Consider the following 22,938-nt stretch of genomic DNA (forward strand, 5'->3'; position numbering starts at 1 on the left):
TGGTCAGTCGTCACCACCAGTCTTTCTCGACTCAACACTCAGGAGTTTTCGTGCTGCGCAGTCATGCCGCCGGTTCGTTGCGGGCCACCGATGCCGGTCAGACCGTGACACTGGCGGGTTGGGTGGCGCGCCGCCGTGACCACGGCGGCGTCATCTTCATCGATCTGCGCGACGCATCCGGCGTGTCGCAGGTGGTGTTCCGCGAAGGCGACGTGCTCGCCGCCGCCCACCGGTTGCGCGCCGAGTTCTGCATCGCCGTCACCGGCGTCGTCGAGGTACGTCCGGAGGGCAACGAGAACCCCGAGATCGCCACCGGGCAGATCGAGGTCAACGCGACGTCGCTGACAGTGCTGGGGGAGAGCGCCCCGCTGCCGTTCCAGCTCGACGAGACCGCGGGCGAGGAAGCCCGGCTCAAGTACCGCTACCTGGATCTGCGCCGCGAGGGCCCGGGTAACGCAATCCGGTTGCGCTCCAAGGTGAACGCCGCCGCTCGCAACGTGCTGGCCGAGCATGACTTCGTCGAGATCGAGACCCCGACCCTGACCCGCTCCACTCCGGAGGGCGCGCGCGACTTCCTGGTGCCCGCGCGGTTGCAACCCGGCTCGTTCTACGCGCTGCCGCAGAGCCCGCAGCTGTTCAAGCAGCTGCTCATGGTCGCGGGCATGGAGCGCTACTACCAGATCGCGCGCTGCTACCGTGACGAGGACTTCCGCGCGGACCGCCAGCCGGAGTTCACCCAGCTGGACATGGAGCTCAGCTTCGTCGACGCCGACGATGTGATGGGAATCGCCGAGCAGGTCCTGCGGGCGGTCTGGTCGACCATCGGCTACGAACTGCCGCTGCCATTGCCGCGGATCAGCTACGACGAGGCGATGCGTCGGTTCGGCTCCGACAAGCCGGACCTGCGGTTCGGCGTCGAACTCATCGAGTGCACCGAGTACTTCAAGGACACCCCGTTCCGGGTGTTCCAGGCCCCGTATGTGGGCGCGGTCGTGATGGAGGGCGGAGCGTCACAGCCGCGTCGCACCCTCGACGGCTGGCAGGAGTTCGCCAAGCAGCGCGGCCACAAGGGCCTGGCCTATGTACTCGTGGGCGAGGACGGCACGCTGGGCGGTCCCGTGGCCAAGAACCTCACCGACGCCGAGCGCGACGGTCTGGCCGCCCACGTCGGTGCCAAGCCCGGTGACTGCGTGTTCTTCGCGGCGGGCCCGGCCCGCACGGCGCGCGCGCTGCTGGGCGCCACCCGCATCGAGATCGCCAAGCGCCTGGACCTGATCGACCCGGCAGCCTGGGCGTTCACCTGGGTGGTGGACTTCCCGATGTTCGAGCCTGCCGACGTGGCGACCGCCTCGGGCGACGTGGCCGTTGGCTCGGGTGCCTGGACGGCCGTGCACCACGCATTCACCGCGCCGAAGGTCGAATCGGAGGACACCTTCGACACCGATCCCGGCAGCGCGCTGTCCGATGCCTACGACATCGTCTGCAACGGCAACGAGATCGGTGGCGGCTCGATCCGTATCCACCGACGCGACATCCAGGAGCGGGTGTTCGCGATGATGGGCATCGACCATGCCGAGGCTCAGGACAAGTTCGGATTCCTGTTGGACGCCTTCGCCTTTGGCGCACCGCCGCACGGTGGTCTGGCGTTCGGCTGGGACCGTATCACCGCGCTGCTGGCCGGGGTCGACTCGATCCGTGAGGTGATCGCGTTCCCCAAGTCCGGCGGCGGCGTCGACCCGCTGACCGACGCCCCGGCGCCGATCACCCCGCAGCAGCGCAAGGAATCGGGAATAGACGCCAAGCCCGAGGAGCTCAAGAAGGCATGAGCGATATCGATCCTGATTTCGACAAGACCGAACTGGTCGCCGACGTGGCGGCCCTCGACAACTTCAACCGCAACGTCGTCGAGGAATTCCGGGCCAATGGTGGCAAGGTAGGCGGTCCCTTCGAGGGTGGCACGCTGCTGCTGTTGCACACCACCGGAGCCAAATCCGGTCAGCCCCGGCTGTCGCCGCTGGCCTATCTGGACGTCGACGGCTCGATGCTGATCGTCGGTTCCTACGCGGGTGGGCCCAAGGACCCGGCATGGGTGCACAACCTGCGGGCGAACCCGCAGGCCCGGATCGAAGTCGGCTCCGAGGCCTACGACGTCGTCTCGCGGGAGTTGCCCGCCGACGAGCGCGACGCCGCCTACCCCAAGATCGTCGAGCGCGCCCCCGTGTTCGCCGAGTACCAGTCGAAAACTGCCCGGGCCATCCCGCTTTTCGAGCTGGTCCGCGCCTAGTCACATCTCGCCGAAACCGCATTCCAGCAGGCGGATACTCGCACTTTCTCTGCCGGAATGCGGTTTAGGCGGAGATCAGCCCAGCCGCTCGATGATGGTGGCGTTCGCCATACCGCCGCCCTCACACATCGTTTGCAGGCCGTACCGGCCGCCGCGCTGTTCGAGCGCGTTGACCAGGGTGGTCATGATGCGGGCTCCGCTTGCACCGAGCGGGTGTCCGATCGCGATGGCCCCGCCGTTGACGTTTGTCTTGGAGAGCAGATCGGAGCCTGTGGCCCCACCCAGTTCCGCAGCCCAGGCCAGCACCACCGGAGCGAACGCCTCGTTGACCTCGAACAGATCGATGTCCGCGAGCGTCAAACCCGCACGCGCCAAGACCTTTTCGGTGGCGGGGATGACACCGGTCAACATGTACAGCGGGTCCGATCCCACCACGGTCGTGGTGTGGATACGAGCCAGCGGCTTGAGTCCGAGCTTCCGGGCCGTGGCACCGCTGGTGATCATCACCGCGGCGCTGCCGTCCGACAGTGGTGACGAGTTACCCGGGGTGATCTCCCAGTTGATCTGGGGGAAGCGCGCGGCGTAGGCCTCGTTGTAGAACGCGGGCTTCAGACCGGACAAGGTCTCCACGGTCGTTCCCGGCCGGATGATCTCGTCGGTGCTCAGCCCGGCGACCGGGGCGAGTTCGGCCTCGAACAGTCCGTCCTTGGTAGCTCGGGCGGCCTTTTCGTGGCTGCCTGCCGAGAACTCGTCGAGCTGAGCGCGGGAGAATCCCCATTTGGCAGCGATGAGCTCGGCACTGATCCCTTGCGGTACCAGGCCTTCGGAGTAGCGCTTCGCAAAGTCCAGGCCGAACGCATCGCTGCCCGGCAGTACCGAACTGCCCATCGGTACCCGCGACATGGACTCCACGCCTGCGGCGATCACGATGTCGTAGGCGCCGGCGAGCACCCCCTGGGCGGCGAAGCTGATCGCCTGCTGGCTGCTGCCGCACTGGCGGTCGACCGTGGTCCCCGGAACGGTTTCGGGGAAGCCTGCGCCCAGTAGTGCGTTGCGCGCGATGTTCACCGCCTGGTCGCCCACCTGCGTGACTGCGCCGGCGATCACGTCGTCGACCAGTGCCGGGTCGACGCCGGTGCGGGTGATCAGCTCACGCAGGCTGTGCGCCAGCAGGTCCGCAGGCAGCACGCCGTGCAGTGCGCCGTTGGCTTTGCCTTTGCCGATCGGGGTCCGGACCGCTCCGACGATGACTGCGTCCCGGTCTGCATATCCGGTCATCTTGGCCTCCTGATGCTCCACGCTGAGTATTGTGATGAGTACCCAGATATAGCACCTGGGTATAGTTAGAACAACTCAGAGATGGGGTTTGATTCCGTGGGAATGCTGCAGGGCAAGCTGGCCGACCGTGACGCCTGGTCGGCGGTGGGGCACTGCCCGATCGAGCGGACGATGGCGTTCGCGGGCACCAAGTCGGCGATGTTGATCATGCGCGAGGCCTTCTACGGCACCACCAGGTTCGACGATTTTGCCCGCCGAGTCGGGATCACCAAGGCCGCGACATCGGCGCGGTTGTCCGACCTCGTGGCCGCCGGACTACTGGCGAAGCGGCCGTATCGGGAGCCGGGTCAGCGGGAACGCGACGAGTATGTGCTCACCGACTCCGGAACCGACTTCATGCCGGTGGTGTGGGCGATGTTCGAGTGGGGCCGCAAGCATCTCGGTGACACGGGCCTGCGCCTCGCACACGACGGATGCGGAGCACTGGCCGGCGTCGAGATCCGCTGCGACGTAGGGCACCCGGTGCCGGCCGACGAACTCGTCGTGCGCTTCGAACGTCCCACGTCGTGACCGTAGGCGCACGTGCGGTCGAGATCCTGGCCGAACACGGTCAGTGGCGTATCGAGCCGGGGCTCACCGCGGCCGAACTGAATACGCTCGAATCGCGATTCTCCCTGTGGCTCAACGATGATCACCGCGACTTCCTGTCCGCCGGGCTGCCGGTGGGGGACGGCTGGCCCGACTGGCGCAACGCCGACGACGTGACCCTTCGGGCGCACATCGGCCGGCCGGTGCGTGAGTTGCTGCATGCCGTACGCGAGGGTGGGCTGTGGCACCCCGCCTGGGGCGACAACCCGGGTGGCGACGCCGCGCTGAAGCTGGCCAGTGCCAAATTCGCCCAGGAACCCAGGGTGGTGCCGGTCTACGGGGTGGCGTTTCTGAAGCAGGGGCCGGGTGCCAACCCGGTATGGGCGGTCCAGGACGGCGGCCAGGGAGTCACCGTCACTGCCGTGGCCGCGGACCTGATCGGACTCGCGCAGTTGCTGACCGGTCGGCCTACGGCGGCGCCCTCAGCTGCCGGCGATCCTCCGTTCCTGCCCACGCCGGCACCCGTGCCGGAGGTGCCGGAGCTGGAGGCGCCGCCGTTCGCGCCAGATCCGGTGACCGCGCCACCGCCGGCGGTAGCCCCACCACGGGATCCCGGCGCTGCTCTTGCTGCGGCCGGGGTCGTGCTGGGCGAACTGAAACGCCACGACGACCTGCTGGCCCACCGGGCACCGATGTGGACGGTCCCGGTGCCGGCGGGTGTTCCTGCCACGGAGGCGTGGCTTGCCGTTCGCACGCGGTTTCCGGTGACGGGATTGTGGCCCGTGCTGCTCACCGACATGGCCTGGCATCGGATCGGGATGGACGGTGTGGCCGACGAAACACCGGTATTGGCAGCTGAACTCGACGGCGCTCGATGGCTGGAACGCGAGTTCGAAATCCGCACCGCCGAGTACGACATCCCGCGTTATCCGTCCGGTTTCGATGCCGGCGACCCGGGGGACTGGCGGCAGCAGTTCGCCGACTTCGACTCTCGCGGGAAGTACACCCGACTGGCGTTGATTCCCACCCCCGCGGATTGGCTGGTTCCCGGACTGCTGCAGTGGTCGGGCGCGATCAATTCGGACGTCCTCGGTGCCGAACACGCGGCGATCCTGCGCCGCTGGTCCGCCCACTACGGGACCGAGTTGTTGGCCCTCGATGCCGAGTTCCTGGTGTTGGTGGCCAATCAGCCACCGCGCAGCCGGCAAGAGGCGCTCACCGTCGCCCTGGAGGCTTATCTGTATTGCGACGACACAGTCAACACCGAGGCCGGTTCGCTCGATGCGCTGGCGCGCATGCTGGCGCATCCGCTGTGGGTCTTCTGGTGGGATTGAGAGCGCTACTCTCGGCCCGTGCTGCACTTACGCGTCATCGCGCCCACCGATCTGCGTCAGCCGATCCTGAACGTCCTCGACCGGGAAGCCGGCGTCACGAATGTGGTGGTGCACGCCGGGGATGCGAGGGATCCGGCCGGTGACGAGATCACGGCCATTCTGGTCCGGGAAGCAGCCAACGATGTCGTGGAGCGGCTGAAATCCCTTGATGTGCCGCACTTGGGGGCCATCACGCTCGAGCCTCTCGACACCGTCCTGTCCGCGTCGGCCTTTCATGCCGAGGATGCCACCGAGGGCGACGGCGCCGATGCGGTGATCTGGGACGAGCTGGTGTCGCGTACCCGCGAGGAGTCCAGCCTCAATGCGACGTACCTTATGTTCCTGTGCATCGCGTGCCTGCTCGCCGCGATCGGCGTCATCACCGACTCCGCGGTCACCGTGGTCGGTGCCATGGTTGTCGGGCCCGAGTTCGGGCCTCTGGCGGCACTCGCAGTCGCGCTGGTGCAGCGGCGGATGTCGCTGGCCCGTCGCGCGGGCGCGGCGCTGTTGATCGGCTTCCCCTTCGCGATGACCGTTACCGCCCTTGCCACCTTGGGCTTTGAAGCCCTGGGATGGGTGTCGTTGACCAGCTTTCGGGACCTGCAGCAGGTGGACTTCATCTTCCAGGTGGGCCCGTTCTCGTTGGTGGTGGCCCTGCTCGCCGGCGCGGCCGGGATGTTGTCGCTCGTGTCGGCGAAATCCGCGGCGCTGGTGGGTGTCTTCATATCGGTGACGACGGTTCCTGCCGCCGGTTTCGCGGTGGTCGCCGCGACGGTCGGGGAATGGGACATCGCGGCCCGGTCGGTACTGCAGTTGGGCGTGAACCTGGTGGGCATCACCATGGCGGGCGTCGTGATGCTGGCGATCTACCGCAGATTCGCGACCCGCTGACGGGACCGCGTCGTCACAGGTGGCTGATGCCCGTGGCCAGGAAGTACACGCCGACCGCGCCGGCGATCACGGCCACCACCAGCCGATGGTGAATTCCCATCCACTCATAGATCCGCTCGACGCCGGACCTCGTGGCGGCCGGAGCCACCCAGAAACTGATGATCGGGATGATCGCCGCGAGGAAACCGACCAGATTGAACACGACCATCGCGGCCATCTGCTCGGTCACCGCGGCGCCCGAGGTCAGGGCGGCAGCCATCGCGGCCAGGTAGTACGGGGTGGGGAAACCGTTGATCAGGCCCAGCAGTCCGGCGGCCCACGGCGCCTCGCCCCGCAGCGCGGCCTGCATCCCGTCCGGCAGTTTCGACAGACCCGGCACCGAGTCCGCCGAGGCTGCGGCGGGGGCTGTCCCGCGCGTGCGCACCCTCGTGACCAGGCGTTCGAGCACGCCCGTGAGGGACAGGACGCCGATAGCCAGCGCCACGACACCGATGCCGATCTCCAGGCCCGGGGGCATGCTGCTCCCACCGTCGCCGGCGACGTTCTTGAACACGAACACCACCGCGGCGCCCACCGCGACGTTGGCGGTGAAGGCGAACACGAAGAACGGGAGCAGCAACCGCACCGGCCGTGACCGGGACAGCATGAAGGCCACGACCCCGATTCTGAGCGGATCGACTGCCGCCACGACGGCCATCACCAGCACGGTGCTCCACATCGCCGGCGGCCACATCCCTTCGCTCGGTTACCTCACCGCTGAATTCAACCAGCGCCGGGCAAATCCGGCCGCATCTGGGCGCCTCGGTGCGCCAAGCAAGCCCGGATCATCGGAGGGTGCGTACCGTTCTTCACTGATGGTTCTTCGCGCGAACGGCTCACCGGAGTCCGCTCAGGCCACCGGTGTTGCCCTGGACACCGGTGCGAGTGGCGCCGCCGACGGGATGGACGTCGACGGTGTGCTGGCCGCCTACCGACGTTCCCGGGCCCAGCGTGCGTTGTTCGAGGTGCGCGACGACGGCGTCGGTGCCGGCTACGACGAGTTGATCGACGCCTCGGGCAATGTCCGCCCGGCCTGGCGCGAGTTGGCCGCAGGCGTCGGCGAGCGTGGCCGTGACGGCCTGGACCGGCTGCGTGCCACGGTGCGCGGCCTTGTCGACAACGACGGCATCACCTACATCCAGATGGATCACCTGGGGGAGGTGGTCACCGATGACGACGGCACCGCGGTGCCGGGCCCCTGGCATCTCGACGCCCTGCCCCTGGTGCTCTCGGCGCCGGACTGGGACTGCCTGGAATCAGGTCTGGTGCAGCGGTCCCGGCTACTCGATGCGGTATTGACCGATCTGTACGGCGCCCGCCGCTCGATCACCAGTGGGGTGCTGCCGGCGCCGTTGTTGTTCGCCCATCCCGGATATGTGCGGGCCGCGCGCGGCATCGTGGTGCCCGGACGCCATCAGCTGTTCCTCCACGGCTGCGACGTCAGCCGCGGCGACGACGGCGCCTTCATGGTGAATGCGGACTGGACACAGGCGCCCTCAGGCGCCGGCTACGCCCTGGCGGATCGCCGCGTCGTCGCGCACGCTGCCCCCGACCTCTACGAGCGGGTAGGTCCGCGCCCCACCTCGCCGTGGGCGCAGGCGTTGCGCCTGGCGCTGCTCGACGCGGCCCCCGAAGCTGCGGAAGAGCCCGTGGTCGTGGTGCTCAGTCCCGGGATCCATTCCGAGACCGCCTTCGACCAGGCCTACCTGGCTGGGGTGCTCGGCTTCCCGCTGGTGGAGAGTGCCGATCTGGTGGTCCGCGACGGCACGGTGTGGATGCGGTCGCTGGGCACGCTCAAACGTGTCGACGTGGTGTTGCGCCGAGTCGACGCCGAATATGTGGATCCGCTGGATCTTCGTCCCGATTCCCGGCTCGGCGTGGTGGGGCTGGTCGAGGCGTTGCGTCGCGGTTCGGTGACGGTGGTCAATACCCTGGGCAGCGGAATTCTCGAAAGTCCCGGCCTGGCACGGTTTCTGCCGCAGCTGGCCGAGCTGTTGCTCGACGAGAAGCCACAGTTGGCGACGGCTCCGATGTACTGGGGCGGTATCGACATCGAGCGCTCCCATCTGCTCACCAAGCTGTCGTCGTTGCTGATCCGGCCGGTGAGCGGCGGTGCCACGATTGTCGGGCCGACGCTTGCGGCCGCGGAGCGCGCCGAGCTGGCCACCCACATCGAAGCCGACCCGACTCGGTGGGTGGGGCAGGATCTGCCCCAGTTCTCCACCGCGCCAACCAATTACCGGTCCAAGGGGTTGTCGGCAGGAAATGTCGGAATGCGGTTGTTCACCGTGGCCCAGCGTGGCGGATATGCGCCGATGATCGGTGGGCTGGGCTACGTGGTCGCTCCCGGGAACGCCGCCTACCGGATGAACACCCTTGCTGCCAAGGATGTTTGGGTGAACGCGCCGCAGCGCGTCACGGCCGAGCGCATCCCGCCGGTCTCGGTCGAGCTGGTCTCCGCGATTGCCGTGCCCAGTCCGACCGGGGCGGTCAGCTCGCCCCGTGTGCTCGCCGACCTGTTCTGGATGGGCCGGTATGCCGAACGAGCGGAGGGCATGGCCCGGCTGCTCACCGTCACCCGGGAGCGCTACCACGAGTACCGCTATCGACTGGATCTCGATGAAAGCCAGTGTGTTCCGGTGCTGCTCGCTGCGGTCGGGTCGATCACGGGAACCGACACCGGTGACGCCGCCGATGCCCACGAGATGATCGCGATCGCCCCGACCACGGTGTGGTCGGCCACCGCGGACCGGCATCGGTCGGGATCGCTCGCCCAGTCGGTGGAACGGCTCGGGTTGGCCGCCCGGGCGGTACGCGACCAGATGTCCAACGACACCTGGATGGTGCTGGCCGGTGTCGAACGCGCGGTGCTGCGGCCGTCGGCCGTTCCGCCCCAGTCGCCCAATGTCGCAGAGGGATACCTCGCCACCGCGCACAGCCAGACCCTGGCCGGGATGTTGGCGTTGTCCGGGGTGGCCGCGGAATCGATGGTGCAGGACGTCGGCTGGACGGTGATGGATCTCGGCAAGCGCATCGAGCGCGGGCTGGCGCTGACCGCGCTGCTGCGCGCCACCTTGACGGCGGTGCGCAGTGCGGCAGCCGAACGCGCCGTGGCCGAGTCGGCCCTGGTGGTCTGTGAATCGTCGGTGATCTATCGGCGGCGGAATCCCGGGCTGATCAGCGTCGCCGCGATCGCTGAACTGCTGTTGTTCGACGCCGAGAATCCCAGGTCGTTGATCTACCAGTTGGAACGCATCCGATCCGACCTCAGGCCACTGCCCGGAGCGTCGGGGTCGTCGCGCCCGGAACGACTGATCGACGAACTTGCCACCCGACTGCGCCGCCTGGACCCGGCAGACCTCGAGGAGGTCAGCGAGGACGGCACCCGAGCGGAACTGGCCGGTCTACTCGACGGAGTGCACGCCGGCCTGCGCGATCTCTCGGCTGTCATCACCGCGGCGCACCTGTCGGTTCCCGGTGGGATGCAACCGCTGTGGGGGCCCGACGAGCGGCGGGTGATGCCATGACCGGACCTGCCGGCGCGGCGGGAACCCGCTGTTACGAGATCATCCACCGCACCGTGTATCGCTATTCCGACGATGTCACCAGTTCCTACGGACGCGGTTTCCTCACGCCACGTGATCTGCCTTGGCAGCGCTGCCTGTCCCACCACCTGACGATCGAGCCGGCGGCGGCGGACAGTTCCACCAGCCGCGACGCCTACGGCAATGTCAGCTCGTTTTTTCACGTGACCGAACGCCACCGCACCTTGAGTATCACCGGTGAATCCGTGGTGGAGGTGGACCCGTTTGCGCCCGAACATTATTCAGGTGCGTCTGCCGGGGCGCCGTGGGAGCTGGCCCGCCCGGTCGGCGGTGATGGGGCGCTGGCCGCGGAGTTCACCCTGGACCTCTCACCGCCGGAGATCACCGACGCGGTGCGGGAGTACGCCGCGCCCAGTTTCGTGCCCGGACGACCGTTGATCGAGGTGCTTCGTGAACTGACGTCACGGATCTACTCCGACTTCACCTACCGGTCGGGTTCGACGACGGTGTCCACCCAGGTGGCCGAGGTGCTGGAGGCTCGTGAGGGCGTCTGCCAGGACTTCGCCCGTCTGGCCATCGCCTGCCTGCGGGCCAACGGCCTGGCCGCCAGCTATGTCTCGGGTTACCTGGCCACCGATCCGCCGCCCGGCAAGGAACGCATGATCGGAGTGGACGCCACCCACGCCTGGGCGTCGGTGTGGACGCCGCAGAACGTCTGGCTGGGAATGGATCCCACCAACGACCAGATGGTCGACGAGCGTTACATCGTGACCGGATTCGGCCGCGACTACGCCGACATCCCCCCGCTCCGCGGCATCATCTACACGGATTCCCTCAGCAGCGTGATCGAGGTGTCGGTAGACGTGGCGCCGTTCCCGCCGGATCGAGAGCGGTTGCTGCATGCGTGATTTCAACTGTCCGAACTGCGGCCAGCGTCTGGCGTTCGAGAACTCGCTGTGCCTGTCATGCCGCAGTGCACTCGGTTTCTCGCTCGGTGACATGGCGCTGCTGGTGATCACCGATACCGAACAGGGCGGTCACGCCGGCGCCGTCGACGAGAAGCAGTACCGGCTGTGCGCGAATCTGCATCTGGCCGAATGTAATTGGCTGGTACGGATCGGCGAGGATCCGTTGTGTGCGTCGTGCAGGCTGACCAGGACCCGTCCCGCAGATGCCGATACCGCAGCCATGGCGTCATTCGCCGAGGCCGAGCAGGCCAAGCGTCGGCTGATCGCCGAACTGCACGAACTGAAGCTGCCGATCGTCGGCCGCGACGAGGATCCTGAATTCGGATTGGCCTTCGACCTGCTCTCCAGTGAATTCGAGAAGGTGTTCACCGGCCACCACAACGGCGTCATCACCCTGGACCTGGCCGAGGGCGACGATGTGCACCGCGAGCAGTTGCGGATCGCCATGGACGAGCCGTACCGGACGCTGCTCGGCCATTTCCGCCACGAGATCGGGCACTACTACTTCTACCGCCTGGTGGCGCCGTCGCCCGACTACGCTGCGCGATTCGCCGAACTGTTCGGAGACCCGGACACCGACTATCAGGCCGCCTTGGACCGGCACTACGAGGACGGGCCGCCGTCAGGCTGGGAGGACGACTTCGTGTCGTCCTACGCGACGATGCACCCTGCCGAGGACTGGGCCGAAACCTTCGCCCACTATCTGCACATCCGCGACACCCTTGACACCGCAGCGGCTTTCGGTTTCGCTCCGGCCGGCGGTATCTTCGGCCGGCGTCTGTTGGGCCCGGCCGCGTTCGACACCATCATCGAGATGTGGCTGCCGCTGGCGTGGTCACTGAACATGGTGAACCGGTCGATGGGCCATGACGATCTGTACCCGTTCGTGCTGGCACCCGCCGTCCTGGAGAAGATGCGGTTCGTTCACACCGTCATCGACGAGGTCACGGCCGGTTGAGTTCGGCTGCGATCGCGCCGAACATCAGCGACGTCTCCAGCGGCAGGGTATTGAACGCGGGTTCGGCCTGCGGCCAGGTCGACCATTGCACGATCACGAGGTTCTGCCGTTGATCGACCATGATCACCTGTCCGAATATGCCGAGTGCCCAGAGATTTTCGTCCATGCCGGGAGTTCGGGGCGGCCGCACGTCACCCGCATCGGCCGCGATGCTGTTGTTCCACCACTGGTACCCGTACGTGCCCTCAGGATGACTCGGCGTCACCGACCCGCGCGCCGTCGTCCAGGTCCGTGCGTCGCGCACCCAACCGTCGGGCAGCGTCCGCGTGCCGTCGCGCAGTTCACCGTCACGCATCACGAACAGACCCAAGCGTCCCCAGTCGGTCAACGTGGCGTTGAACCCGTGCCCGCCCATGTCATGACGCCCGAGCTCGTAGGAATGCCAGACCCCGTCATCGGCCATGCCGAATGGTTTCCAGATCTTGTCCTGCAGATACGTGGCGAGATTGGTGCCGGTGGCCTTCTCCAGCAGGTCACCGAGCAACCAGGCGCCGCCCGTGGTGTACGACCAGACCTCGCCCGGTGTGACGCCGGGTTTCCGTTCGAGCCCGTGGACCAGTGAGTACACGCACCGGTAGGTGTCGTCGGCCGCCTCGCACGCCGTGAGTTTGGCGAAATCCGAATTCGGGTGGTTGTAGTCCTCGTTCCACGCGACCCCCGAAGTGTGCGTGATGAGCTGGCGCACGGTGACGCCGTCGAATGCGGTGCCGACGAAATCGGGCTCGTACTTGGTCACGGGTTCGTCGAGGGACGCGATCTTGCCTTCTTTCACCGCGATACCCACGAGCGTGGACACCACGGACTTGCCGACCGACCGCGAGGTCCACAGCGTGGAAGGGGCGTTTCCGGCGCCGTAGTGCTCATAGGCGATCTTGCCGTCCTTGAGCACCAGCATCCCGGTGACACTCTGCCGGTTCAGGTAGTCGTCGAGATCGTGGGTGACGCCGCCGATCGTGTAGGACGCGTCGGTCAGTCGGCGATCGGCCATGGGCAGCGGGAACGGGTCGCCGTGGCGGAACAGGTCACCGGGGTAGGCCCGGTAGTCGTTGCGGAACCCGACCACCCGTTCCGATTGATTCCAGGTCAGCATGCCCGCGACGTTCGGCAGATCATGATCGCTCGGCTTGGGGCACACCGTCATTCCCGCGACCCCGCAGTCGGGTTCGGTTCGCGGACTGCACGCGCTCGCCGAAGCCATCAACATCAGCGCCGATGCCGCAGCGAGCGTGCGAGTTAACAGCACGATCACGATGGTATGTCGCAACCCCGCTGTCGCCGCGGACGTTTCTAGGATCGCCGCGTGACTGATCGCTACGGTTCCGACATCCTGTCCCGAAACCCGCACACCCCGAAGCTGACTCGATCGACCGAGCAGCCCGCGGAGAAGGGACTGGTCGTCGAGGACGCCCAGAGTGGTTACGTCGGTGCTGTCGTGCGGATCGAGGGCGGTCGGGTGGAGCTCGAGGACCGCAGGGGCAAGGTGCGGACGTTTCCGATGGGCCCGGGCTTCCTGATCGACGGCAAGCCGGTGAGCCTTGTGGTGCCCAAGCGGACCACCGCACCCGCTCGTACGGCGTCGGGCTCGGTGGCGTTGCCGAACGCCAAGGCCCGCGTCGCGCTGGCCAGCCGCATCTACGTGGAAGGCCGGCACGATGCCGAGCTCGTCGAGCAGGTGTGGGGAGCCGATCTGCGCATCGAGGGCGTCGTCGTCGAGTATCTGGGCGGCGTCGATGACCTGACCGACATCGTGGCGGAGTTCGCGCCCGGGCCGGGCCGGCGGCTGGGCGTGCTGGTCGATCACCTGGTCGCCGGGTCCAAGGAGGCGCGCATCGCCGAGGCGGTGCGGAGAGGTCCCGGCGGTGAGCACACCCTGGTGGTCGGGCATCCGTTCGTCGACATCTGGCAGTCCGTCAAACCGGCCCGGCTCGGGATGAAGGCCTGGCCGACGATCCCGCGCAGTGTGGAGTGGAAGCACGGCATCTGCGAGGCGCTGGGCTGGCCACACCGGGACCAGGCCGACATCGCCCGGGCCTGGCAGCGGATCCGCGGGCAGGTGCGCGACTGGAACGACCTGGAGCCCGCACTGATCGGCCGGGTCGAGGAACTCATCGATTTCGTGACCGCGCCGGCGTAGCCCGTCGCGTCGGCGTGGTAAGCAGAAGGCGTGTCCGACAGTTTGTTCGACGTGCCCGGTGAGCCCGCACCCGCGGGCCCGGGTGTGCCGGCCCCTGCCTCGGCTCCGCTTGCGGTGCGGATGCGCCCGGCCGGCCTCGACGAGGTCGTCGGCCAATCGCACCTGTTGCAGGCCGGATCGCCATTGCGCCGGCTGGTGGAGGGGTCGGGCGCGGCGTCGGTCATCCTCTACGGCCCGCCGGGCACCGGCAAGACCACCCTGGCCTCGCTGATCTCGCAGGCCACCGGCCGCCGGTTCGAGGCACTCTCGGCGCTCAGCGCCGGGGTCAAAGAGGTCCGCGCCGTGATCGACGTTGCCCGGCGCGCGGCCGTCCACGGCGAACAGACCGTGCTGTTCATCGACGAGGTGCACCGCTTCTCCAAGACCCAGCAGGACGCGCTGCTGGCGGCCGTGGAGAACCGGGTCGTGCTGTTGGTGGCGGCCACCACGGAGAACCCGTCGTTCTCGGTGGTGGCGCCACTGTTGTCGCGGTCACTGATCCTGCAGTTGCAACCGCTGACCCCGCAGGATGTCGAGATCGTGCTGCGCCGCGCGATCACCGACCCGCGGGGTCTGAATGGTGCGGTCGAGGTCACCGATGAGGCAGTCGACCTCATGGTGCAGCTCTCCGCCGGTGATGCGCGGCGCGCGCTGACCGCGCTGGAAGTGGCCGCCGAGCCGGGGGAGCGGGTGACCGTCGAGACCATCGAGCAGTCGTTGGACAAGGCTGCGGTGCGGTACGACCGCGACGGGGATCAGCACTACGACGTCGTCAGTGCCTTCATCAAATCGGTGCGCGGATCCGACGTCGACGCGGCGTTGCACTACCTGGCCCGGATGCTGGTGGCGGGGGAGGATCCACGCTTCGTGGCACGCCGGCTGATGATCCTCGCCAGCGAGGACATCGGGATGGCCGACCCGACCGCCTTGCAGACCGCCGTCGCCGCGGCCCAGACCGTGCAACTGATCGGCATGCCCGAGGCGCAGCTGACGCTGGCGCATGCCACGGTGCACCTGGCCACCGCGCCCAAGTCCAACGCGGTGACCACGGCGCTGGGTGCGGCGATGAACGACATCAGGGCCGGAAAGGCCGGGCTGGTGCCTCCGCACTTGCGGGACGGCCACTACTCGGGGGCACAGAAGCTCGGCAACGCCGTGGGCTACAAATACGCCCACGATCATCCCGACGGTGTTGTGCCGCAACAGTATCCACCCGACGAGCTGGTGGGGACGGACTATTACCAGCCGACCGGGCGTGGTTTCGAACGCGAGCTGGTCACCCGGGTGGACAGGCTGCGGGCCATCATCCGCCGCAGACGCTGACACCGCTGGGGCAACCGAAAACCACGGTCCCGGTTGAACATTCAACCGGGACCGTGGTGCGGGCTGGACGGTCAGCGCAGCAGGCCGGACCGTCGCGTTCCCAGGATGCCGGTCCTTCTGCGTCCCACGAACGCGGATACCAGTGCCACGCCGATGGTGGCCACGATGACCTGGACGAGCAATTCGAGCCAGTCGATGCCGTTGGTCATCGTCGGGATGCCGAGTGCACGGGCGATGGCGCTGCCGATGAACGCCGACACGATGCCGACCAGGATCGTCAGCAGAATGCCGATGGGTTGTCTGCCGGGGACGATCAGCCGGCCGATCAGGCCGACGACAATGCCGATCAAGATCGCGCTGATGATGCCGGTGATGGTCATTTCTCCTCCAGAGCTGTGTTGGGCTGGAGGGGAGATACCCCGGGCGATCACCGCCCAAACGGTGCCGTCAATTCTGGACGCGTTCTCGGTCAGGCCATCTCGGGTACCCGAAGGTGAGCCAGCACGAGTTCGAACTCGCCGACATCGATCTGATCGGCGCTGAGGTCGCGCAGCCGGGCCGTGCGCAACGCCCTGGCCTGATCGCGGTTGTGGTCCATCGCGTCGGCACTGTCGAAGGTGGCCGAGGACACTGCCCGGCCCGAGCCGCGGTCAAGCATGAGACTGGCGCTGCAGAAGCCCTCGAGGTCTTCCATCGCAGGCAACACCGAGCTCCGGTAGAAGTCCACCGCCCGGTCGAACAGTTCGGGGCGGGTTCGCAGCCATGTCGCCCGCACACAGGCGCCCGGCCCGGAGTACTGCTCGCGGTGAACCACCGCAATCTCCCATTCGTCGACCGTGGCGGTGCCGGCGAACGTCTCCACCACCCGATGGCGCATCGGCGCTACCGCGGCGGCGCTGGCATGCATGGCCTCTTCGGACCGCCACGCCGTCGTGAGGACACACTGGCCTGATTCCCGGTCCACCATCAGGGACAGGCCGACGCAGCCGTCGACATCGTCGAGGGCCGGCATCACCTCGTCGCGGATATGGGTGATGCCGGCGTCGATCGCCTTGGTGCGCGCCGCGATCGTGGTTGAACGTGCGAACACGATCCACCCCTTCCTGCCAGGGCGGCGCCCCGGTGGCGCCACCGGTTCCACTACCACCATCCTCCGCTGCGTCGCAGGTGGCAATGGGCCGGCGAGTGCCTCGTAGGCTGGGCAGATGGACACCGACGTGATCGACGTGGACACCTCGCGGCGTCGCATCGTCGACCTCACCGACGCGGTACGGCAGTTCTGCGGTGCGCACCGTGACGGCCTGTGCAATGTGTTCGTGCCGCACGCGACCGCGGGGGTGGCCGTCATCGAGACAGGTGCCGGCTCGGATGACGACCTGCTCGATACCCTGGAACGGTTGTTGCCGCGCGATGACCGCTACCGGCACAGTCACGGCTCGTTCGGCCATGGCGCAGATCATGTGCTGCCTGCGCTGGTGTCACCGTCGGTGACGCTGCCGGTCCAGGCAGGCCGCCCGCTGCTGGGAACCTGGCAGAGCGTGGTGCTGGTCGATCTGAACCGCGACAACCCGCAACGCCAGGTGCGGCTGAGCTTCCTGGGGGCGTGACGTTCGTCGCCTTTTCGGGGTGAACGCGCAGAACGGTAATGTAAAGCGGTCTAACTGGTAGTTGCCTGCGCAACCCCAGCCACCCACGAACACGAGGACACGAGCAACGTGCAGACACACGAGATCAGGAAGCGCTTCCTCGATCATTTCGTGAAGGCAGGCCACACGGAGGTGCCCAGTGCCTCGGTGATCCTCGACGACCCCAACCTGCTGTTCGTCAACGCCGGCATGGTGCAGTTCGTGCCCTACTTCCTCGGTGCCCGCACCCCGCCGTGGGACCGCGCCACCAGCGTGCAGAAGTGCATCCGGACCCCGGACATCGACGAGGTGGGCATCACCACCCGGCACAACACGTTCTTCCAGATGGCCGGCAACTTCTCGTTCGGCGACTACTTCAAGAAGGGCGCCATCGAGCTGGCCTGGACCCTGCTGACCAACCCGGTCAGCGAGGGCGGCTACGGGTTCGACCCGGAAAAGCTGTGGGCAACGGTCTATCTGGACGACGACGAGGCGATCCAACTGTGGCAGGAAGTCGCCGGGCTGCCGCTCGAGCGCATCCAGCGCCGCGGCATGGCCGACAACTACTGGTCGATGGGCATCCCGGGGCCGTGCGGACCGTGTTCGGAGATCTACTACGACCGCGGGCCCGAATACGGCATCGAGGGCGGGCCGGAGGCCAACGAGGACCGCTACATCGAGATCTGGAATCTCGTGTTCATGCAGAACGAGCGCGGCGAGGGCACCTCGAAGGACGACTTCGAGATCCTCGGGCCGCTGCCGCGCAAGAACATCGACACCGGTATGGGCGTCGAGCGCATCGCCTGCCTGTTGCAGGGCGTGGACAACGTCTACGAGACGGACCTGGTGCGTCCGGTGATCGATCTGGTCGCCGGGATCGCCCCGCGCGGTTACGGCGCGGGCAGTCACGAGGACGACGTCCGGTACCGCATCATCGGTGATCACAGCCGCACCGCGGCAATCATCATCGGCGACGGTGTCAGCCCCGGCAACGAGGGTCGTGGCTACGTGCTGCGAAGGTTGCTACGCCGCATCATCCGTGCCGCCAAGCTGCTCGGCGTCGAGGAGCCGATCATGAGCCGGCTCATGACGACCGTGCGCGACGAGATGGGCCCGTCCTACCCGGAACTGGTCACCGACTTCGAGCGGATCAACCGCATCGCGGTGGCAGAGGAGACGGCGTTCAACCGCACCCTGGCCGCGGGCTCGCGACTGTTCGACGACGCCGCCGCGGCGACCAAGAAGTCGGGAGCGTCGGTGCTCTCCGGCACCGACGCATTCACCTTGCACGACACCTACGGCTTCCCGATCGACCTCACCCTCGAGATGGCCGCCGAGGCAGGCCTGTCCGTCGACGAGCAGGGCTTCCGGTCGTTGATGGCCGAGCAGCGTCAGCGCGCCAAGGCCGACGCCGCCGCGCGCAAACAGGCCCACACCGATCTCTCCGCCTACCGCGAGCTGGTCGACACCGGGCCCACCGAGTTCACCGGATTCGACGAATTGTCCACCGAGGCACGAATTCTCGGCATCTTCGTGGACGGCAAGCGGGTGCCGGTGGTGACGCACGAGGACGTCGACGCCGAGCGCGTCGAACTCATCCTGGACCGCACCCCGTTCTATGCCGAGGCCGGCGGCCAGATCGCCGACGAGGGTGCGATCACCGGCACGGGCGCCTCGGGCGCTGCGAAGGCCGCCGTCACGGACGTGCAGAAGATCGCCAAAACCCTGTGGGCGCACCGGATCAACGTGGAGTCCGGAGAGTTCGTCGAGGGTGACACCGTCACCGCCGCAGTTGATCCGAAGTGGCGTCGCGGTGCCACGCAGGGACACTCCGGCACTCACATGGTGCACGCGGCGCTGCGACAGGTGTTGGGCCCCACCGCCGTTCAGGCCGGTTCGCTGAACCGGCCCGGCTACCTGCGGTTCGACTTCAACTGGCAGGGTGCGCTCACCGACGATCAGCGGTCGCAGATCGAGGAAGTCACGAACGAGGCCGTCGAGGCCGACTTCCAGGTGAATACCTTCGTCACCGCGCTCGACAAGGCCAAGGCGATGGGCGCGATGGCGATGTTCGGCGAGAACTACCCGGACCAGGTCCGGGTGGTCGAGATCGGCGGTCCGTTCTCGCTGGAACTCTGCGGTGGTACGCACGTACACAACTCGGCCCAGATCGGACCGGTGACCATCCTCGGTGAATCGTCGGTCGGCTCGGGTGTACGCCGGGTCGAGGCGTACGTCGGGCTGGAGTCCTTCCGCCACCTGGCCAAGGAACGCGCCCTGATGGCCGGACTGGCCTCGTCGCTCAAGGTGCCCTCCGACGAGGTGCCGGCCCGCGTCGCGAACCTGGTGGAACGTCTCAAGGCCGCCGAGAAGGAACTCGACAAGGCCCGGTTGGCCAACGCCAGGGCCGCGGCGGCCAATGCCGCCGCGGGCGCCGAGACCATCGGCAAGGTCCGGGTGGTGGCACAACGCATGGCCGGCGGCATGTCGGCCGGTGACCTGCGCAGCCTGGTCGGTGACATCAAGGGCAAGCTCGGCTCGGACCCGGGCGTGGTTGCGCTGATCGCCGAGGGCGAGGACGACGCGGTGCCGTTCGTGGTGGCGGTCAACCCGGCTGCTCAGGATCTCGGCCTGCGCGCCAACGAACTCGTGAAGCAGTTCGGCGCTGCGGTCAACGGCCGCGGGGGCGGCAAGGCGGACATGGCACAAGGTTCCGGTAAGGGGGCGGCGGGTATCGACGCGGCATTGGCCGCGCTGCGCGCCGAGATCGGCCGGGGCTAGCGTCGTGTCCGACACGGTCGACGACCGGCTACCGGACCGCCCAGGGGACGATGACCCCGGACGTGGCCGGCGCATCGGCGTCGACGTCGGCACCGTGCGGATCGGTGTGGCCAGTTGCGATCCCGACGGGATACTGGCGACCCCGGTCGAGACCGTTCAGCGGGACAAGCGGGACCGGTCGGGCAAGCATCTGCGCAGACTGGTGGCGCTGATCGGCGAGTACGAGGCCGTCGAGGTCGTCGTCGGGCTGCCGCGCACGCTCGCCGACCGGGCCGGCAGTTCAGCCGTCGACGCCATCGAACTCGCGGATCTGCTGGCTCGCCGGATCGCTCCGATACCGGTGCGGTTGGCTGACGAGCGGCTCACTACTGTGTCGGCGCAACGGTCGTTGCGCGAAGCGGGGGTTCGGGCAAAGGGACAGAAAGCGATGATCGACCAGGCCGCTGCGGTTGGCATTCTGCAGACCTGGCTGGATCAGCGGCGTGCGGCTCTGGCTGCGCGCGGAGAGGGCATGGATGGCTGAGAAGTGGGGTGCCGACAAGGCCAAGCCCGAGGTGGTCGGACCACCGCGCCGCGGGCTGAGCAAGGCCGAGCGGGCCCGCAAAGCCCGCAAGGACCGGAAGCGACGCACCACCAGAGGCTTCTCACTCGCCGTGCTCATCATGGTGGTGATCGGTGCGGTGTTCCTGGGGTCCAAGCTGTGGCACGGCATGTCCGGCAGCTCCGGCGACTATGCGGGCGACGGTGTCGCCGATGTCGTCATCCAGGTCCACGACGGCGATTCCACGACAGCCATCGCCAAGACCCTGCAGGACAAGAAAGTGGTCGCCACGGTCAAGGCGTTCGTCGAGGCAGCCCACAAGAATGAGGCGATCTCCGCCATTCAACCCGGCTTCTACAAGCTGCGCACCGAGATCCCGGCGGCCAATGCCGTTGAACGCCTGGCCGATCCGGAGAGCCGGGTGGGCAAACTGACCATCCCGGAGGGGCGCCAGCTCGACGACACCGCCGATGTCAAGACCAAGGCCGTCACTGAAGGCATTTTTACTCTGATCTCCCAGGCCTCCTGCGTCGAACTCGACGGCGAGAAGCGGTGTGTGCCGGTCGATGAGATTCGGGCAGCTGCGCAATCGGCACCGGCGGCCGCCTTGGCGGTACCCGAATGGGCGGTGGCTCCGGTCGCGGCGATGCCCAACGATCACCGGCGGCTGGAGGGGCTGATCGCACCCGGCACCTGGAATGTCGACCCCGCGGGGACGCCGCAGGACATTCTCTCCACCCTGATCGGCGGCAGCGCGACGGTCTACACCCAGAGCGGACTGCTCGACACCGCTGCGGCGATGCAGATGTCGCCGTATCAGATCCTCACCGTCGGATCCCTGGTGCAACGCGAAGCCAAGCCGCAGGACTTCGACAAGGTTGCCCGGGTGATCTACAACCGGCTGGCCGAACACCGCAAGCTGGAGTTCGACTCGACCGTGAACTACCCGCTGGACCGCCAGGAAGTGGCGACCACCGATGACGACCGGGCCAAGACCACACCGTGGAATACCTATATGAGTCAAGGGCTTCCGCAGACCCCGATCTGTTCGCCGGGCACTGACGCCCTGGCCGCGGCCGAGCATCCGGCGGCAGGGGACTGGTTGTACTTCGTGACCATCGACCTGCAGGGCACGACGCTCTTCACCCGTGACTACGACGAGCACCTGGCCAACATCGAACAGGCGCAGCACAACGGTGTCCTCGACAGTGCCAGGTAGCGCCCGGAAAGCTGCAGTACTCGGCTCGCCGATCACCCATTCGCGCTCGCCGCAGCTGCACCTGGCCGCCTACCGGGCGCTGGGGTTGTCGTCGTGGTCCTACGAGCGCGTCGAGTGCACCGCCGAACAACTGCCGGGCCTCGTCGGCGCGCTCGGCCCGGAATGGGTCGGGCTGTCGGTCACCATGCCCGGCAAGTTCGCCGCCCTGGAATTCGCCGATCAACGCACCGACCGCGCCCAGCTGGTGGGATCGGCCAACACCCTGGTCCGGACGCCGACCGGTGGCTGGCGCGCCGACAACACCGATGTCGACGGGGTCACCGGAGCGCTCGGCACGGCCGGCGATTCGGCGTTGGTCATCGGCTCCGGTGGCACTGCCCCGGCCGCAGTGGTCGCCCTGGCCGAACTCGGCGTGCAGCAGATCACCATCGTGGCGCGCGACGAGACCAAGGCCTCGAGGCTGGTGGATCTGGCCGGTCGCTGTGGGGCGCACAGCAGTTGGTGCGACATTGGCAGTGCGGCTCTGACCGATGCAGTGGCCGGCGCGGACTCGGCAGTCAGCACCATCCCGGCCGACGCGGCCGCGGTCTACGCGGACACGCTGGCTCGGGTGCCGCGCCTACTCGATGCGATCTACGATCCGTGGCCGACGCCACTGGCCAAGGCCGTCGCCGCCGCGGGTGGCGAGGCGATCAACGGGCTGCAGATGCTGCTGAACCAGGCCTTCGCCCAGGTGGAACAGTTCACCGGGATGCCCGCTCCCAAAGAGGTGATGAGAGACGCATTGTCGGCGCCTTAGCCTCGGTGGATGGGGGTGGGGGTAACCGTCATCGCGGGTTCCTGGCTGCTGGCGCTCAGTGGCTACGACATTGCCGAACGCCGGCTGCCGAACTGGCTGACGCTGCCGGGCGCGGTGCTGATCCTGATTGTGGCGGCAGCGGCCGGGCGCGGTGGTGCCGCGCTGACCGGGGCGTTGGCGTTGTCTGTGCTGTACCTGGTCGCGCATTTGGTGACGCCCCGGTCGCTGGGCGGGGGAGACGTCAAACTCGCGATCGGACTGGGCGCGCTGACCGGTGCGTTCGGTATCGATGTGTGGCTGCTCGCCGCGCTGGCTGCACCTCTGCTCACCTCGGTCCTGGCCCTCGGTGCGGCCGTACGCGGTAAACGGACCGTGCCGCACGGACCGTCGATGTGCACGGCGAGTGCCGTCGCGGTCGCCCTGGTGCTGGCGTAGCCGGCGGCCGAATTGGTGCGAATGACCGGCGAAATCCGTAGTTACGCTCATCACCGGT

21 protein-coding genes are annotated in these 22,938 nt (G+C 67.6%); 16 read left to right on the plus strand and 5 right to left on the minus strand.

Features of this window, described 5'->3' with window-relative positions:
- Window positions 1–50 precede the first annotated feature (50 nt).
- Together aspS and AC4LGL_RS12630 are read left to right on the plus strand one after the other, a co-directional pair.
- A complete protein-coding gene (gene aspS / locus AC4LGL_RS12625) occupies window positions 51–1,826 on the plus strand; it encodes an aspartate--tRNA ligase (protein ID WP_491838980.1) in 1,776 nt (591 codons plus the stop codon).
- Window positions 1,823–2,284 (plus strand): nitroreductase family deazaflavin-dependent oxidoreductase, encoded by a 462-nt coding sequence (locus AC4LGL_RS12630; protein WP_491838981.1) that lies wholly within the window; start codon window positions 1,823–1,825, stop codon window positions 2,282–2,284. Before aspS ends, AC4LGL_RS12630 begins: the two co-directional genes overlap by 4 nt.
- Window positions 2,285–2,359: 75 nt before the next feature.
- Here AC4LGL_RS12630 and AC4LGL_RS12635 read toward each other — a convergent pair whose 3' ends face one another.
- Complete coding sequence (locus tag AC4LGL_RS12635) at window positions 2,360–3,562, minus strand: thiolase family protein (RefSeq protein WP_491839353.1); 1,203 nt, start codon at window positions 3,560–3,562, stop codon at window positions 2,360–2,362.
- 81 nt (window positions 3,563–3,643) lie between these two features.
- Between AC4LGL_RS12635 and AC4LGL_RS12640 the strand changes: the two genes are divergently transcribed.
- Genes AC4LGL_RS12640 through AC4LGL_RS12650 form a run of 3 tightly spaced genes read left to right on the plus strand, consistent with a single transcriptional unit; the run spans window position 3,644 to window position 6,414 of the window.
- On the plus strand, window positions 3,644–4,132 hold the full coding sequence (locus tag AC4LGL_RS12640; RefSeq protein WP_491838982.1) for a winged helix-turn-helix transcriptional regulator: 489 nt from the start codon (window positions 3,644–3,646) through the stop codon (window positions 4,130–4,132).
- Window positions 4,129–5,484: a DUF4253 domain-containing protein gene (locus AC4LGL_RS12645; RefSeq protein ID WP_491838983.1), complete on the plus strand. Its 1,356-nt coding sequence runs from the start codon at window positions 4,129–4,131 to the stop codon at window positions 5,482–5,484. The genes AC4LGL_RS12640 and AC4LGL_RS12645 overlap by 4 nt, the downstream gene beginning before the upstream one ends.
- Window positions 5,485–5,502: 18 nt before the next feature.
- Window positions 5,503–6,414, plus strand: a complete 912-nt coding sequence (locus AC4LGL_RS12650) for a DUF389 domain-containing protein (RefSeq protein WP_491838984.1) — start codon at window positions 5,503–5,505, stop codon at window positions 6,412–6,414.
- 13 nt (window positions 6,415–6,427) lie between these two features.
- On the opposite strand, the gene AC4LGL_RS12655 is transcribed toward AC4LGL_RS12650, so the two are convergent.
- Complete coding sequence (locus AC4LGL_RS12655; protein WP_491838985.1) at window positions 6,428–7,132, minus strand: GAP family protein; 705 nt, start codon at window positions 7,130–7,132, stop codon at window positions 6,428–6,430.
- Between the two features lie 136 nt (window positions 7,133–7,268).
- Here AC4LGL_RS12655 and AC4LGL_RS12660 point away from each other — a divergent pair, with 136 nt between their 5' ends.
- The 3 genes from AC4LGL_RS12660 to AC4LGL_RS12670 are packed head-to-tail and all read left to right on the plus strand — an operon-like array spanning window position 7,269 to window position 11,924.
- A complete protein-coding gene (locus AC4LGL_RS12660) occupies window positions 7,269–9,980 on the plus strand; it encodes a circularly permuted type 2 ATP-grasp protein (protein WP_491838986.1) in 2,712 nt (903 codons plus the stop codon).
- Window positions 9,977–10,906 (plus strand): transglutaminase family protein, encoded by a 930-nt coding sequence (locus tag AC4LGL_RS12665; protein WP_491838987.1) that lies wholly within the window; start codon window positions 9,977–9,979, stop codon window positions 10,904–10,906. The genes AC4LGL_RS12660 and AC4LGL_RS12665 overlap by 4 nt, the downstream gene beginning before the upstream one ends.
- A complete protein-coding gene (locus AC4LGL_RS12670; RefSeq protein WP_491838988.1) occupies window positions 10,899–11,924 on the plus strand; it encodes a zinc-binding metallopeptidase family protein in 1,026 nt (341 codons plus the stop codon). The genes AC4LGL_RS12665 and AC4LGL_RS12670 overlap by 8 nt, the downstream gene beginning before the upstream one ends.
- Here AC4LGL_RS12670 and AC4LGL_RS12675 read toward each other — a convergent pair.
- On the minus strand, window positions 11,911–13,227 hold the full coding sequence (locus AC4LGL_RS12675; RefSeq protein ID WP_491838989.1) for a serine hydrolase domain-containing protein: 1,317 nt from the start codon (window positions 13,225–13,227) through the stop codon (window positions 11,911–11,913). The two genes, AC4LGL_RS12670 and AC4LGL_RS12675, sit on opposite strands and share 14 nt — an antisense overlap.
- A 57-nt stretch (window positions 13,228–13,284) precedes the next feature.
- Here AC4LGL_RS12675 and AC4LGL_RS12680 point away from each other — a divergent pair, with 57 nt between their 5' ends.
- Both AC4LGL_RS12680 and AC4LGL_RS12685 read left to right on the plus strand, forming a co-directional pair.
- A complete protein-coding gene (locus AC4LGL_RS12680) occupies window positions 13,285–14,118 on the plus strand; it encodes a DUF3097 domain-containing protein (protein ID WP_491838990.1) in 834 nt (277 codons plus the stop codon).
- A 30-nt stretch (window positions 14,119–14,148) separates the two neighbouring features.
- Window positions 14,149–15,480: a replication-associated recombination protein A gene (locus AC4LGL_RS12685; RefSeq protein WP_491838991.1), complete on the plus strand. Its 1,332-nt coding sequence runs from the start codon at window positions 14,149–14,151 to the stop codon at window positions 15,478–15,480.
- A gap of 71 nt (window positions 15,481–15,551) precedes the next feature.
- On the opposite strand, the gene AC4LGL_RS12690 is transcribed toward AC4LGL_RS12685, so the two are convergent.
- Together AC4LGL_RS12690 and AC4LGL_RS12695 are read right to left on the minus strand one after the other, a co-directional pair.
- Window positions 15,552–15,860 carry a GlsB/YeaQ/YmgE family stress response membrane protein gene (locus tag AC4LGL_RS12690; RefSeq protein ID WP_491838992.1) on the minus strand — a complete coding sequence of 103 codons (309 nt, stop codon included), beginning with the start codon at window positions 15,858–15,860 and terminating at the stop codon, window positions 15,552–15,554.
- An 89-nt stretch (window positions 15,861–15,949) separates the two neighbouring features.
- Window positions 15,950–16,570 (minus strand): antibiotic biosynthesis monooxygenase, encoded by a 621-nt coding sequence (locus tag AC4LGL_RS12695; protein ID WP_491838993.1) that lies wholly within the window; start codon window positions 16,568–16,570, stop codon window positions 15,950–15,952.
- A 115-nt stretch (window positions 16,571–16,685) separates the two neighbouring features.
- Between AC4LGL_RS12695 and AC4LGL_RS12700 the strand changes: the two genes are divergently transcribed.
- The 6 genes from AC4LGL_RS12700 to AC4LGL_RS12725 all read left to right on the plus strand — a co-directional run bounded on the left by AC4LGL_RS12700 (window position 16,686) and on the right by AC4LGL_RS12725 (window position 22,880).
- Entirely contained in the window at window positions 16,686–17,087 is a 402-nt protein-coding gene (locus AC4LGL_RS12700; RefSeq protein ID WP_491838994.1) for a secondary thiamine-phosphate synthase enzyme YjbQ, read from the plus strand.
- Window positions 17,088–17,195: 108 nt separating this feature from the next.
- Window positions 17,196–19,886 (plus strand): alanine--tRNA ligase, encoded by a 2,691-nt coding sequence (alaS, locus tag AC4LGL_RS12705; RefSeq protein ID WP_491838995.1) that lies wholly within the window; start codon window positions 17,196–17,198, stop codon window positions 19,884–19,886.
- A gap of 4 nt (window positions 19,887–19,890) precedes the next feature.
- Entirely contained in the window at window positions 19,891–20,409 is a 519-nt protein-coding gene (gene ruvX / locus AC4LGL_RS12710) for a Holliday junction resolvase RuvX (RefSeq protein WP_491838996.1), read from the plus strand.
- The gene (locus AC4LGL_RS12715) at window positions 20,402–21,646 is read left to right on the plus strand and encodes an endolytic transglycosylase MltG (protein ID WP_491838997.1); all 1,245 of its coding nucleotides are present in this window, start codon (window positions 20,402–20,404) and stop codon (window positions 21,644–21,646) included. Before ruvX ends, AC4LGL_RS12715 begins: the two co-directional genes overlap by 8 nt.
- Window positions 21,636–22,445, plus strand: a complete 810-nt coding sequence (locus AC4LGL_RS12720) for a shikimate dehydrogenase (protein ID WP_491838998.1) — start codon at window positions 21,636–21,638, stop codon at window positions 22,443–22,445. Before AC4LGL_RS12715 ends, AC4LGL_RS12720 begins: the two co-directional genes overlap by 11 nt.
- A gap of 9 nt (window positions 22,446–22,454) precedes the next feature.
- Window positions 22,455–22,880, plus strand: a complete 426-nt coding sequence (locus AC4LGL_RS12725) for a prepilin peptidase (RefSeq protein ID WP_491838999.1) — start codon at window positions 22,455–22,457, stop codon at window positions 22,878–22,880.
- The last annotated feature ends 58 nt before the right edge of the window (window positions 22,881–22,938 follow it).

The sequence above is a fragment of the Mycolicibacterium arcueilense genome, from assembly GCF_058536225.1.

What these genes read in the sequence shown, in the direction of transcription:
- AC4LGL_RS12715 (WP_491838997.1), top strand. Translation starts at nt 20,402, where the DNA reads ATGGCTGAGAAGTGGGGTGCCGACAAGGCCAAGCCCGAGGTGGTCGGA.
- AC4LGL_RS12670 (WP_491838988.1), top strand. Translation starts at nt 10,899, where the DNA reads ATGCGTGATTTCAACTGTCCGAACTGCGGCCAGCGTCTGGCGTTCGAG.
- AC4LGL_RS12630 (WP_491838981.1), top strand. Translation starts at nt 1,823, where the DNA reads ATGAGCGATATCGATCCTGATTTCGACAAGACCGAACTGGTCGCCGAC.
- AC4LGL_RS12690 (WP_491838992.1), bottom strand. Translation starts at nt 15,860, where the DNA reads ATGACCATCACCGGCATCATCAGCGCGATCTTGATCGGCATTGTCGTC.
- AC4LGL_RS12665 (WP_491838987.1), top strand. Translation starts at nt 9,977, where the DNA reads ATGACCGGACCTGCCGGCGCGGCGGGAACCCGCTGTTACGAGATCATC.
- AC4LGL_RS12700 (WP_491838994.1), top strand. Translation starts at nt 16,686, where the DNA reads ATGGACACCGACGTGATCGACGTGGACACCTCGCGGCGTCGCATCGTC.
- AC4LGL_RS12655 (WP_491838985.1), bottom strand. Translation starts at nt 7,132, where the DNA reads ATGTGGAGCACCGTGCTGGTGATGGCCGTCGTGGCGGCAGTCGATCCG.
- AC4LGL_RS12725 (WP_491838999.1), top strand. Translation starts at nt 22,455, where the DNA reads ATGGGGGTGGGGGTAACCGTCATCGCGGGTTCCTGGCTGCTGGCGCTC.
- AC4LGL_RS12640 (WP_491838982.1), top strand. Translation starts at nt 3,644, where the DNA reads ATGGGGTTTGATTCCGTGGGAATGCTGCAGGGCAAGCTGGCCGACCGT.
- AC4LGL_RS12660 (WP_491838986.1), top strand. Translation starts at nt 7,269, where the DNA reads ATGGTTCTTCGCGCGAACGGCTCACCGGAGTCCGCTCAGGCCACCGGT.
- AC4LGL_RS12635 (WP_491839353.1), bottom strand. Translation starts at nt 3,562, where the DNA reads ATGACCGGATATGCAGACCGGGACGCAGTCATCGTCGGAGCGGTCCGG.